General features: G+C 49.4%; 10 protein-coding genes and 1 tRNA gene. 7 read left to right on the forward strand and 4 right to left on the reverse strand.

The window, feature by feature from the left end; all coding sequences use genetic code 11:
* Positions 1 to 14: 14 nt before the first annotated feature.
* Positions 15 to 1,463, reverse strand: coding sequence for a glucosylceramidase (locus H6570_13505; protein ID MCB9320294.1), 1,449 nt, complete (start codon positions 1,461 to 1,463; stop codon positions 15 to 17).
* A 335-nt stretch (positions 1,464 to 1,798) separates the two neighbouring features.
* Between H6570_13505 and H6570_13510 the strand changes: the two genes are divergently transcribed.
* Positions 1,799 to 2,584, forward strand: a complete 786-nt coding sequence (locus H6570_13510; protein ID MCB9320295.1) for an SDR family oxidoreductase — start codon at positions 1,799 to 1,801, stop codon at positions 2,582 to 2,584.
* Positions 2,585 to 2,769: 185 nt separating this feature from the next.
* Here the strand turns inward: H6570_13510 and H6570_13515 are convergent, their stop codons facing one another.
* Positions 2,770 to 3,795, reverse strand: a complete 1,026-nt coding sequence (locus H6570_13515) for a hypothetical protein (GenBank protein ID MCB9320296.1) — start codon at positions 3,793 to 3,795, stop codon at positions 2,770 to 2,772.
* A 141-nt stretch (positions 3,796 to 3,936) separates the two neighbouring features.
* Positions 3,937 to 5,697, reverse strand: coding sequence for an amidohydrolase family protein (locus H6570_13520; GenBank protein MCB9320297.1), 1,761 nt, complete (start codon positions 5,695 to 5,697; stop codon positions 3,937 to 3,939).
* Positions 5,698 to 5,770: 73 nt separating this feature from the next.
* On the opposite strand from H6570_13520, the gene H6570_13525 reads away from it, so the two are divergent.
* The 5 genes from H6570_13525 (at position 5,771) to H6570_13545 (ending at position 10,571) form a co-directional block, all read left to right on the forward strand.
* Positions 5,771 to 5,857: transfer RNA gene (locus tag H6570_13525), tRNA-Ser, on the forward strand.
* Between the two features lie 782 nt (positions 5,858 to 6,639).
* Positions 6,640 to 6,924 carry a GIY-YIG nuclease family protein gene (locus H6570_13530; protein MCB9320298.1) on the forward strand — a complete coding sequence of 95 codons (285 nt, stop codon included), beginning with the start codon at positions 6,640 to 6,642 and terminating at the stop codon, positions 6,922 to 6,924.
* 88 nt (positions 6,925 to 7,012) lie between these two features.
* On the forward strand, positions 7,013 to 8,200 hold the full coding sequence (locus H6570_13535) for an aminotransferase class V-fold PLP-dependent enzyme (GenBank protein ID MCB9320299.1): 1,188 nt from the start codon (positions 7,013 to 7,015) through the stop codon (positions 8,198 to 8,200).
* A gap of 154 nt (positions 8,201 to 8,354) precedes the next feature.
* The gene (locus H6570_13540) at positions 8,355 to 8,753 is read left to right on the forward strand and encodes a heme-binding domain-containing protein (GenBank protein MCB9320300.1); all 399 of its coding nucleotides are present in this window, start codon (positions 8,355 to 8,357) and stop codon (positions 8,751 to 8,753) included.
* A gap of 132 nt (positions 8,754 to 8,885) precedes the next feature.
* Positions 8,886 to 10,571, forward strand: coding sequence for an aryl-sulfate sulfotransferase (locus H6570_13545; protein MCB9320301.1), 1,686 nt, complete (start codon positions 8,886 to 8,888; stop codon positions 10,569 to 10,571).
* Between the two features lie 135 nt (positions 10,572 to 10,706).
* Here H6570_13545 and H6570_13550 read toward each other — a convergent pair whose 3' ends face one another.
* Positions 10,707 to 12,137 carry an amidohydrolase gene (locus H6570_13550; GenBank protein MCB9320302.1) on the reverse strand — a complete coding sequence of 477 codons (1,431 nt, stop codon included), beginning with the start codon at positions 12,135 to 12,137 and terminating at the stop codon, positions 10,707 to 10,709.
* Between the two features lie 248 nt (positions 12,138 to 12,385).
* Between H6570_13550 and H6570_13555 the strand changes: the two genes are divergently transcribed.
* Entirely contained in the window at positions 12,386 to 13,549 is a 1,164-nt protein-coding gene (locus H6570_13555) for a hypothetical protein (protein MCB9320303.1), read from the forward strand.
* Position 13,550 lies beyond the last annotated feature (1 nt).

Raw genomic sequence — 13,550 nt, forward strand, 5'->3', positions numbered from 1 at the left:
TGCTGAATATTTAACTAAGGTTTCCAGATACAGGTGATGGCAGCCCTGGCCGGCACCGCCACGGAGAAAGAGCTTTCACCATACTCTATGGCCAGTGAAATGGACTGATCATTCTCATTTAACCCCAATAATACAAGTTCTCCGTCAGGACGACGAAAAGCCACGTGGCTAAGACTTTCTTCTCCGGCGCTAAAAATCCTCACCGATCCGGGAGGAACAAACCGGGCTGCCTGGCCGATGATGTAATAACTCACATTACGGGTAACCAGGTTATCCGCAATGGTCAATGCACCTTTGCATTCGGTACATCCACCGGGGGTGTGCGGCTCAAAATTCGGATCAGATGCCAGGTTCCATTCCAGTACTACCGTGCTCCAGTTCTGCAGTGTACCGATCAAAACATTTTTAATGTGCCACAGAAAATCACCGCCAAAACCACCTTTGGCTCCGGTCCATTGTTCGGTGAAATAAAGCGCTTTATCCGGATAAGCATCATGCACTTGGCCCATCGCTGAGACATCCCCGGCATACAGATGAAATGCTGTTCCGTTTACAAATGGGTAAGCATCCGGATCTCCCAATATCTCCAGCGGATATTCAGGATGATCACAGTTATGATCCCAGATAATGATCCTGGTAGTGATTCCTTCCGCCCGCAGGGTTGGTCCCAGATCGTGCTTTATGAAAGCTGCCTGTTCGGTAGCGGTCATCACCATGCTCGGATTATTCCCTCCATGTTCGGGCTCGTTCTGGATGGTTATCGCATCGATGTTGATGCCCTGGAGTTTCATATCCGTCAGATAGCGCACAAAATACTGGGCATAGGCGGGGTAATATTCCGGCTTGAGACTGCCTCCCTTGCTCTGACCATTGGTCTTCATCCATACCGGAGCGCTCCAGGGTGAGGCCATGATCTTCAAATCAGGACGCATGGCCAGGATTTCATGAAGCAGCGGGATAAGGTCAGAAGTATCCCTTCCTAAAGAAAAATAGGCCATTTCCGGATCCGTATTGCCTGAGGGAAGGTCATTGTAACTAAATACTTCCGCATCCAGGTCTGAAGCTCCGATCGATATCCGCAGGTAACTGATCCCCAATTCATCCGAAGAAAACAACTCCGTCAGCAACTCGCGGCGGCTTTGATCGTCCATCTTCCGGATCAGTTGTGCACTTCCACCGGTCAGGGCAAAACCAAATCCCTGGATGACCTGCATGGTTGTACCAGTATCGATGCGTATGACCGATTGTGACGCTTCAGTGCTGTTTCGCAGATCAGCAACCTGATGATCCAGCAAACGTGAATGATCCGCCGTGGTCGTCCAGGTCTGAACCACTCCATGATCGGCTGTGTCCTGTCCGGACGGATGTGAACGATTACAACCAGCCAGTGATATCGCAAAACCAATCCACACGAAGCTCTTCAACGCGCCTACGGAGATTCCTGATCGTAACGGCTGCTTCATCCTCTTGATTATTTTATTTGTAAAAGTGCTTTCCATCCATGATGTTATTTAAGGCATACCAGGATTCCGGATTTTCTGTTCGTGTCCGCACACAGCACATACAATAAATCCTATCTTTAATATAATCTTACCGTCTCCTGATATTTTTTCCGGGTAAAAGTAAGCTTATCCAAAACACGACCAAAGCTGAGAACTGGAAGACTAATCAGGAATTGAAATAACTCAGGCACAGTGATGGTTTATGGCTGTCCTATGCACCAGTTCACGGAGAATTGCTTCATGAACCCAGGTAGGATACAGAGGATCCATTTTTGCACTCAAAGCATGTCCTAAACATGGATTTTAAAGGGAAAAATATCATTGTAACAGGAGGCGCCGGTGTCGGTGTAGGGGGTGGTGTTTGTGAAGCGCTGAATGTTCTTGGTGCGCAATTACTGATTGTCGACAATAACGGGCAGTCGCTCATACAGGCAGAGAAGAAGTATAAGCAAGCCCGTCTCTACCAGTCGGATATCAGTACGATGAACGGGGTGGATGACCTCTTCGATCGCATATTCAGCGATTTCCCCCAGGTATACGGTTTGGTCAACAATGCCGGGATCGGATTGAGCAAGGAAGCTCATACGGTAGCCGAACCGGAATACGACCGACTCATGGCTGTAGACCTGAAAGCTGTATGGATGTGTTCCCGGCGCTTCGCTCAACAATTGATCAACCAGGGGCATCCGGGAAATATCGTCAATATCGCCTCCGTACATGCCCACTCCACCATGGCCAGATACGCCCTTTACAGTGCAGCAAAAAATGGTATCAGGGGCCTGACCATGGGTATGGCAATTGAATTGGGCAAGCACAATATCCGGGTCAATGCAGTGGGTCCAGGCTACGTACATGCAGAACAAAATATGGACCTGATCCGGACCTGGACCAATGATCCAGAAGCATGGGTAGAAGGTTACCGTAAGAACCAGCAAGCCATAGAGCGATTCGTTGATCCGGTCGATGTCGGCCAGGTCGTTGCCTTTCTTCTCTCGGAACAATCGCGCGCGGTGACCGGGCAGTTGATCTACGTGGACAATGGCGCCACCAGCTTGTTGTATAATCGCGACTTTACCGAATAACTATATAGAACAGCTCCATCGCCTCGCACTATGTCATGGCATCCGGAATTGATTTTCATTTTGTTCATCCAAATGGAAAGGTCTGCAGCATGATTGCAAAAAAATAGAGGCTGCCAATGCTGGCCAGCCTCTGTATTAGCTATGTAAGGTGAAAAACGAAGGTGTTCCCGCAGCGAGACTTTGTTTTAGTTTTTCTTACGTTTGGTCTTCACGGTCTTGGTTGTTTTTCCTGCTTTCACGGTATTCCCACTTTTCTGTACCCCGGTTTTTGTTGATTTACGTCCGGTGGTGACCGTGTTTCCTTCCTTTTTCACGCCGGCAGCATTGGTTCTTTTTTTGACCGTTGTTTGATCACCACTTTTATTTTTCACGGTGGTGGTGCGCTTTACACCTGCTGCTTTAGTTCCGTCGGACGACCGTTTGGTGCCTACTGTTGTTGAGCGTGTTACGGTGGTATTGCCTACCTGGCGGCTGCGATTGACCGTGATATTCCGCTTGACGGTGACGGAAGAGGTGCGGTGTGGTGTGTAAACGCGGTGAGCATGAACCACCCGGTGTGTCGAGACAATGTGATAATGCGGGCGGTATACGACAACCCGGCGATGGTAAATGGACCAGGGTGCCGGATGCCAGGGTCTCCACCAACCCGGGTAGTAGCCCCAGTACCATGGGGATACCCAGGGACGATACAGTGGAGCATAGATAAAACGTACCGGTGTCCAGAGCCAAACATTTACCACCACACGAACCACATCCTCATCAAAGGCTGGGCCGCCTTTCCCTCCATTGCCATCCTCATCAAATGGTTCTGCGTACACATCCGGGCCATACAAGTCTTCGTCACCCACGATCTGTAGAATTGCTTCCTCCTTACCGGTCTTTTCAATTTCGATAACAGCCACATCCTGTGCTTCGTCTTTGGAAATAACAGCCTGCAACACAATGGCATGAGCTTCATCTTCCATATTATCAACCACCCGGATGTAATCCGTCTCCCCATCTTCATTGAGATCCAGGTTATTGATCCCGGAATCCTCTATGTTCAGTTTCTTCTCGAAATCCTCCAGATCTTTGGAATTCTTAAAGAGATCCAGAGCCCCTTCCAATGAAAAGTTATCGCCAGGCAGGCCGGTTGAGTCTTGCATGGCTTCCTGAGCTTGAACACCCCAGGCCAGGATAAGCAGGGCCAGGGCTACGATTGATTTTTTCATGGTAATAAGCGTTTTCATTTTTTGTTTATTTCTCCTTTGATGACGTAATAAAGATAAGGTTTAATCCTCTGACAATTTTTTTTCAGAGACTTAACCTGGCTCACCACGATCCATTTGTCATCGAGGATAGGTTGACTGCAATCATTCCCTGGTCTTTAGGTAGTTCCGGGGATTTTCACGGGCAATCAGGTCAAACAATGCCGGTCCCAGGGCTGCCTGAAGTTCGATGAGAATATTTTTCTCTGATTTATGGTTCCGGACCACGTAAAAATCTGTCCCGAAAAGCACCCGCTGCCTCCACACCGGATGTTGTTCCTGGATGGTTTCAATAAGTAAAGGCTGGATGTCCGGATTGTGTACGATGTAGGAAATATCAGCATAAACATGAGGATATTGCAGCATCATACTACATATCAGCGTGTACCAATCACAGTTTTTCCACAGCTGTTCAATCTTCCCGGGTCGTTCTTCTTCATTTTCGTGATTATCCAGGAATAAAACGCCCGTGCCAGGGTAGGTTACCAGTTGCTGGGCAAAACTATATCGGTCGGATTCCAGAAAGCGGTTCCATTCATCGTCACCACCAAAGTGTCCAAAGCAGATCTTCAGTTGTTTGAGATTGGTTTCAAGGGGTGTATCCGGATCGCGATATCCGAACAATTGCCGGATGCGGTCATCCCCTGCCTGAGCCACCACTTTGCGCAGCAGCCGTTCCTCCAACAAGCACAGATAATTCAACGGATGCGTGAAGTTGATGCTGAAGTCAGTGTTTTTCCGCTCAAAGAGGGCCAGCTTGTCGTATTTACCATTTCCCATGGATTGTTCAAATACAGGATGATAATCCCAAACGCTGTCTTTTTTCCCCCGGTAATAGATGGTCCCGCGGATACAATGCGTCATGATCGGAATCTGGTGATCCGCAGCATATTTCCACAAGGGCAATAGCCTTTCATCGAATGGAAAATAACCCAGCGCCGGATAAATCTTGATACCGCCAAACTGCCAGTCTTCGAAACACTGCCTGACCTTGCAATCCTCCAAGGACACCCGGTGGTTATGAAATGAATACTTGAGAAAACCGGGTTCGTCGGTCATCCTCCGCGGATCGACAAAAACAAAAGGCAATACCTGATCGCCAAAAGCAGTACTCTGCTTTAGTTTTGCCAGTTTCGCCAGCTGATCATGGTAATTTTCTTTGGTCCTACCGGCTTTCATATAAGCCATATCCATAGGTAGGACCACAAACCGGCTCCCGGGAGGATATTGCTTACTCATTTTCTCAAATATTTTGGATTGGTCCTGATAAAAGGCAAAGCGACCGAGCAGAACATAACGTTCAACCATCGCTTTCGTTTCTTCCCCCGGCATGGCACGGAGAAAATCCCAGATACGCCTCAGAATGCCGAACACCAGATTACGGACGGATTTAAACAACCCCAGCAAGAGTACCACCCAGACCATCTGCAACCATACCTGTCCAGGAAACCAGACCAGACGGTGGTCCACCATCCAGGATCTGAACACGTCCAGCCATCCTGCCAACTGCCCAGCAGGTTCCCACCAGGAAGATAGCTTGTCTTCCAGAAGGAATACGGTCATCAGGGCCAGCCAGAATGTCCCCAGCCAATAGATCACCTCCGACAGCCTGCTGATCGTTATTATCCTCCATAGTTTGTACTTAACCCGGAGCCATCGTTTGTACCAGGGTTGAAACTGTTGCTTGTAAGGGCTCCACGGTTTGGAATAATACCAGCGAAAGATCCCGATGATCATCCGTGTAGAAGCGAGGTAATACAAAGGCCAGAAAAGGAATGTCTTAGCCAACCAGGGGGGCACGTGGTCACCGGTGAAAATGTGGGTATGGCAGTTAATAATGGGGGGTTTGTGAGCTGTAGCAGGCATAGCTTTTGGTTTATTCCGGAATTTACAAATTTATCAGGATGGATTAAGTTAACCTTGCTACCTTCGCACCCAGGGAGAAGTGCCAGAGTGGTCGATCGGGCCGCACTCGAAATGCGGTGTACTGGCAACGGTACCGGGGGTTCGAATCCCTCCTTCTCCGCAAAACAAGGATCGCTGTCCGTCTTTTGACGGGCAGCTTTTTTTATGTCTGGAAGTGTCGAATGTGTGCATTCGTAAACGTACAGACATAAAAAATAACCGCGGCGAAGCAAGGTTAGCGATCCCGTGGTTTTGGTACTCCCCTTTTAGGGATCAATGAAATTAATCCCTCCTTCTCCGCAAAACAAGGATCGCTGTCCGTCTTTTGACGGGCAGCTTTTTTTATGTCTGGAAGTGTCGAATGTGTGCATTCGTAAACGTACAGACATAAAAAATAACCGCGGCGAAGCAAGGTTAGCGATCCCGTGGTTTTGGTACTCCCCTTTTAGGGATCAATGAAATTAATCCCTCCTTCTCCGCAAAACAAGGATCGCTGTCCGTCTTTTGACGGGCAGCTTTTTTTATGTCTGGAAGTGTCGAATGTGTGCATTCGTAAACGTACAGACATAAAAAATAACCGCGGCGAAGCAAGGTTAGCGATCCCGTGGTTTTGGTACTCCCCTTTTAGGGATCAATGAAATTAATCCCTCCTTCTCCGCAAAACAAGGATCGCTGTCCGTCTTTTGACGGGCAGCTTTTTTTATGTCTGGAAGTGTCGAATGGGTGCATTCGTAAACGTAAAGACATAAAAAAATAACCGCGGCGAAGCAAGGTTTGCGATCCCGTGGTTTTGGTACTCCCCTTTTAGGGATCAATGAAATTAATCCCTCCTTCTCCGCCTCCGCCCGCCATAGCTTTAGCGAAGGCGGGCTCTTATTTTGAAATACCCAAATGAATAGCATGATGTCGGGCTTCGGCGGACAGTGTCCGCCAGCTATTCAGACCTGGTATGTTTACATTCTCAAATGCAGGGATGGCACCCATTATGTTGGTAAAACCAAAGACATTGTTAAAAGACTAGAGCGACACGAAAAAGGCCAGGTTTCATATACTGCGCCCAGACGGCCAGTTAGCTTGGTTGTTTACATCGCTTTTCCGGATGAATGGAAAGCTGTTGGTTTGGAAAAATACCTTAAATCGGGTGCCGGAAGAGCTTTTGCTAAAAAGCATTTCTATCAAGAAAGTTAATCTGGAAGTGTCGAATGCGTGCATTCGTAACCCTGGAACTTCACGTTCACAGGAATGGATCAATCATCAATTTATGTATCTTGAACCAATGAGAACAAAAGACCAGTCCATCGAAGCGCTCCGTCAGGATACACCGGGAACCGAACACGTCATACACTTCAATAACGCTGGTTGCGCCCTGCCGACCCGGCAAACCCTGGAAGCCATCCGGAACTATCAGGACCGGGAAGCGCTCTATGGTGGGTACGAGGTCATGGCGGAATACGCGGACCAGATAAAACAAACGCACCGGGAAATAGCCACCCTGATCCAGGCCCGGGAAGAGGACATTGCACTGACCGAAAATGCTTCCTCCAGCTTTAACCGGGCTTTGTATGCTTTCGATTGGAAGCCGGGCGAGGTGCTGCTTACTTCTGATATCGAATACGGCAATAACTACCTTAATTATCTTTGGCTGAAAGAAAAATGGGGCATCGAAATTAAGATCATTGAATCCGGCACGGATGGCCGGGTTGATCCCGCTGACTTTGCCCGAAGCATTACCGCAAAAACTCGAATGATCGCAGTCACGCATATGCCCACCAACAGCGGCATTATTTACGATGTGGCCGGCGTGGGTGAGATTGCACGGCAATATGGTATTTCCTATCTCGTTGACGCTTGCCAGACCGCAGGGCAGCTGCCCCTCAATGTATCTGATATCGGCTGTGATTTCCTGTGTGCCACCAGTCGTAAATACCTGCGGGGACCACGTGGATTCGGTTTTCTGTATGTCAACCCGGACATCCTACCGAAAATCAAACCACAATGGCTGGACATGCATGCGGCGACCTGGTCCGGACTGGACTCCTATGAAATGGATCCTTCGGCGAAAATGTTTGAACAATGGGAAGTATCCTATGGCAACATGATGGGATTGAGCGCTGCCGTAGCCTATGCCAATGAGCTGGGTCCGGACTTCATCTGGCAAAGGATACACTATTTAGCTAAAAACCTGCGGCAGGCCCTGACGGACATACCTGGCATCTCGCTCCATGACCGGGGCAGCCATCTGGGCGGAATCGTCAGCTTTACGGTGGCCAATCAGCATCCCAAGGTGGTTAAAGAGACGCTGGGAAGGCAAAACATCAACACCTCTTTAAGTCCTGCAGCCAGCAGTTTTCTTGACATGCAGCGTAAGGGACTCCTTATGGTCAACCGCGCTTCAGTCCATTATTACAATACAGAAGAAGAGATCTCCCAGCTTGCTCAGGCTTTGATGAAATGGACTCTTTGATGGTGTATTGAAGCATTCAATCTCGATTAAGCCACCTGGTATGCCCGCCCGGGAAATTCGAATTGTGCCATGTCAATCGTTTTTTTATATTTAGCAGTGATGAATCGCTGGTTTAGTTTGGCGAAAGTCATTTAATGCACAAAAATTTCAAACCATGAAAAGAAATTTCGCTTTCGCTGTGGTCGCAATCCTCAGCAGTTTTTTGGTTTTTGCTTTCACCTTTGATCACGGCACCTCGTCGACGGAAATGGCTATGGCCAAGTTTAAGATCCCAAAGAAGGTCAATGCCGTCATCCAGGACAAATGTTATGGATGCCATAATCCCAATGCCCGTGGTGACAAATCAAAAGCCAAACTGGATTGGGATGGATTAGCTGGTATGTCCATGTCTGATCAGGCCATGAAAATGAAAGACATCGCCAAGGTGCTCGAAGATGGTTCGATGCCTCCAAAGATGTTCCTGGATCGTAGTCCGGATAAAAAATTAACCGATGCTGAAACGGCGCTGATGTCCAAATGGGCTAATAAAATGGCTAGTAAACTCAGCAAATAACCGTATCTACTTCGCAAGTCTTACAATTACAAAGGTGACCGTATCCCGGTCACCTTTTTTGTTCGTACCCTCTTGGCTGTCCCGAATGGCTATAATTTGTAGATTTGCGGCATAAATGTTTGCAACGGTAGTATGAAAAAACTTTTCCTTGTCTGGACTTTATGCATCTCACTTTTTGGAACCATCTTACAGGCGCAGGACTCTGCTTCTTCCATAGGATTACAGGAGTATCAAAAATCTACAGCTTTTAATGGTTACACCTTATTTGCTCCCTTCTTTTCCAAAACCGTCTACCTGATAGATAATTGCGGGAGCGGCGTCCATCAATGGACCGGCAACTATTTCCCGGCAGCTTCCGTCGAAATGTTATCCAATGGGCACCTCATGCGTACCTCCAATACGGCCGTCAATGGCAACCCCAATTTCGTTTTTGCCGGAGGTGGCGAGCTGATCCAGGAATTGGACTGGGACAGCAATGTGGTCTGGGAATTCAAATATTCTGATAGCCTCCATCGCATGCATCATGACTTCAAACGACTGCCTAACGGCCATGTTATCTTCCCTGCCTGGGAATTGAAGACCAGGGAGGAGGCCATTGCAGCCGGACGGGACAGCACCAAACTTCCCGATGGGGCCCTCTGGTCCGAAACCATCGTAGAAGTGGATCCTGCTAACGACAGCATCGTATGGCAATGGCATCTCTGGGATCACCTCATCCAGGACTTGGACTCGACGAAAGCCAATTACGGTGTGATTGCAGACCATCCGGAATTACTGGATATCAACATCACCGGCGGACAGACCGTAACCGGAGGAGCCAACTGGCTGCACGTCAACACCATCGACTACAACCCTATGATGAACCAGATCCTCTTCAGCTCTCCGTTCATCAATGAATTGTTTATCATCGATCACAGCACGAACACGGCTCAAGCGGCAGGACATGCCGGTGGGAATAGCCTCCTGGGAGGAGACTTCCTCTATCGCTGGGGCAATCCCCAAAATTACGACCACGGCACTTCTGCGGATCAGAAGATGTTTGGTTCACACGCTGTAAAATGGATCCCACAAGGACTGGAAGACGCAGGTAAAATCATGTTTTTCAACAACGGCCCGCATCTTGACGGCCCTTATTCATCGGTGGACATCATCAATCCGCCTATCGATAATTATTCGCTCGGACAGTATGTCTACATCCCCGGCGTGGCTTATGGCCCGGCAGCTGCGGATTGGTCCTACCGAGCAGACCCACCGACCTCCCTGTTCTCGCCAATCCTGTCCAACGGACAACGGCTTCCCAACGGAAATACACTGATCTGCTCCGGTATCAACGGGCGCATCCTGGAGATCGATCCGGAGGGACAGACGGTTTGGGAATACATCAATCCGATCATTCATACCGGAGCCATGGCCCAGAGCGACACCGTGCCAGTAGTCAATGGACTCAACGCCAACCTGATCTTCCGTGCCACCCGTTATGCCACCGATTTTGCAGGCTTTGACGGGCAGGATCTGTCGCCGCAGGGACCGCTGGAAACACAGGATCTGTTCATCGCCGATTGCACCATCACCCGGCGCCAGGAATTTTTGGATGAATGGACTGCGGTTTATCCCAATCCGGCATCGAATATGATTCACATCGAATTTCCGGAAATCGACCGGAAAGAACTCCGGATCATTGACGCCATGGGCCGGGAAGTGCTGAAACACCGCATCCAGAGCAGCTCTACGGAACTGGATGTCTCCCGGCTTACGGCGGGATGGTATTTCATCCAGGTCCCCGGGTATGTACCACAGAAGTTGCTGATCAACCGGTAGGACCTGGTATCATTCTTCCTTGCAGCATACGATCCTGAGGCTGCCGGAATGACCGGTGACTTTTTATTCCAGCGTTCGGTCCCGTTTATTCGAAGGTAAAAGGAGACCAACAGGCTGAAATCCTTATAAGCCAATTTAATTTTTTTCCGGTATAGGAGGAGGTCCCGCCGGCAACATGGCTTCATACGTTTGATCTCCCTTACGCTCCATAAATTCAGCTTTCATTTCCTGTAAGGTCTGCGGCTGCATAAAGAGATCCATCATGGTCAAGCCCAGTGCTTTTGCAGCATACAGCATCCCTTTATGGCCAATGGACATGCCTCCGCAAGCTACCACCGGCCACGCATGCCAGGGGGTAGCGACAGGAGCCGTCGTCACCACCAGGCTGATCTCCGGCACGATCCAGCTGACATCTCCGACGTCCGTGGATCCGCCCGGGGGATCCGGGGCAGTGGGCTCTAATGGCGTGATGGAAGCATCCAACCCCTTCTCCTCAATTCCCGTGGATTTCTGTAATTCCTTGGCGAATGCTATTTCTTCTTCGGTGTATTCAATGGCCCCAAGCATTTCAAGATTGGATTGTAATACAGCAGCACCCCGGCGATTGGGAATTTCATCGTAGATCCCATTTTGAAGGACCACTTCGGACTCGACTCCGGCGATGAGAGCCGCCCCTTTGGCAATATCTTTCATCCGCTCGGAAACAGTCAGCACGCCAGGCATCTTTGAGTCACGGATCCAGATCCAGACCTGGGCCTCATCCGGGACCACATTGGGTACCTGGCCACCCTTAGTAATCACATAATGGATGCGTACCGAAGGATGAACATGCTCCCGCAATAAGTTAATACCGTCCACAAACGACTCAACCCCATCCAGGGCGCTGCGGCCATTCCAGGGATCGAATGCTGCATGGGCAGCCTTGCCATGGAAGTTGACCAGATAGTCGATCACAGCCTGCGAACTCTGGGTTGATGCTTTGGTCTGATAATCCGGATGCCAGTCCAAACAGGCATCCAGATCATTAAATAGTCCGGCCCGGGCCATATAAACCTTGCCTCCCACGGATTCTTCAGCCGGTGTGCCGTAGAAGCGCACCGTTCCTTTCGCTCCTGTTTTCTGCATCCATTCCTTGACCGCGATGGCCGCGCCCAGGCTGGCCGCTCCGAATAGATTATGCCCGCATCCATGTCCCGGTGCACCTTCGACCAGCGGTTGTTTATCCGGTGTGGCCTGCTGCGATAGCCCCGGCAGTGCATCGTATTCTCCCAGGACACCAATGATAGGCTTACCTGAGCCGTAACTGGCCACAAAAGCCGTGGGCATGCCGGCCACACCACGCTCGACCGTAAAACCCTGGGCTTCGGCATAATCGGCCAATACCCTGGAAGACTGGTACTCCTTCAGAGCAGTCTCCGCAAAGGCCCAGATCTGATCACTGAGATGGATTAGATCGGCTGCATGCGCGTCAACAGCCATTTGTACGCTCTGCTTATCCTGCATTGTTTGTCCTTCTGCCAGCGAAAGGCAAAAAAATAACATGAACCCTATGGTTAAATATCTCATCATTGAAACTATTAATATGATTTATCATCTCATTGGAAAACAGGAAGGAACATCCGGTAAAAAATAAGCCATGTACCGGAACTTCAGTCTGCCCGGGATTGAATCCGGCATCTTTCCTTCTGCCTCTTCCTCCAGCCTTCGGACTAAGTTAAGAAATACCATTGACCTGAATGATCGACTTGCAAGGCAGAATTCCATTGACTGATACCAAAATTCGTTGTAACTTTCATTGGACTTAGTTCCCCAATATGGGATTTAATTGGCTTATCGCCTGGCTTAAGACGGTATTACCCATCACACGCTCCAGCATGCTCTGGGTCTTGCTTCTTATTGCCGGGAATGTCATTGCCCAACAAACATCCGGAGTAAGTAAAATCCAGGGCCGGGTGATCGAAAAGATCGGCTCGAAAGTTCAGGGCGTCTCAGATGCCCAGGTCTTGATCGAAGGTCAGGGCCTGGTCTCTGTTGGTCCTGACGGCTATTTTACCGCCACCGTTCCCACTAAAACCAAATTAAAAATAGAAGTCCTTCCAACGACTTATCAGATCCTCCGTCCCCAGGATGGACAGGTGCCGCCCGAGCGGTTGTCGTACACCATTGAGATCTATGTCCTGTCCGGCACGGTGGATTCTAATCTGCAGGTTAACCTCCGCAAACTGGACGAAGAGATCAACCGGATCACCAAGGAGAAAAAACTATCGGACCGCCAGATCGTACGACTGGAAAAATCATTGCTGGACACGGTTTTGTATTATCAGGAACAGCGTAAATCCTGGGATGCCAAGTTGGAGCAGACTCAGCAGATGCTGGAAGCTTCCAATCAGGCCAACCGACGTCTGTCCGACTCGCTGCAGTCCTTCTCCCGGCAGATCAATATCCTGCAGGATACGGTCAGCTCTTTGATGAACCGGCTCGCGGAAGCCCTCGAAGCGAAATACGTACGTCAAAAAGAGATCTACGAAGGCCTTACCCGGGAAATACTGGACTATGAATCCAGGCTCAAGGACCTGCAAAACTGGTTGCCCAAGGTCCAATCCTGTTATAAAAGCAACCAGGCACTGGCCGCCTTCAACAAGGTATGTGTCGCATACAGCAATGCACGCGACGCACTGTATAATGACCAGCAAAACAACCTGCTGGGCCTGCAACATTACTGGGATGATCCCGCCGCTACTGAAAACCTGCAGACATATTATCAACAGGTATTCTCAGGGATCCACGACCCGATCATTCTGGATGAAGTCAACCAGACCGTCATTCGGAACCTTCAGGAATACAGCACCAAAGGCATCCGAAAAGTCTCGGACACCCGACGCGCTGCTGACGATGCTTACGACCAACTGAAATCGCAACTGCCTCAGCTGGAGGCTGCTCAAAACCATCTTTTCGACATTCTGAAACTAGAAATTTAAC

This window comes from Lewinellaceae bacterium, assembly GCA_020636135.1.
In the GTDB taxonomy this organism is placed as follows: Bacteria; Bacteroidota; Bacteroidia; order Chitinophagales; family Saprospiraceae; genus JAGQXC01.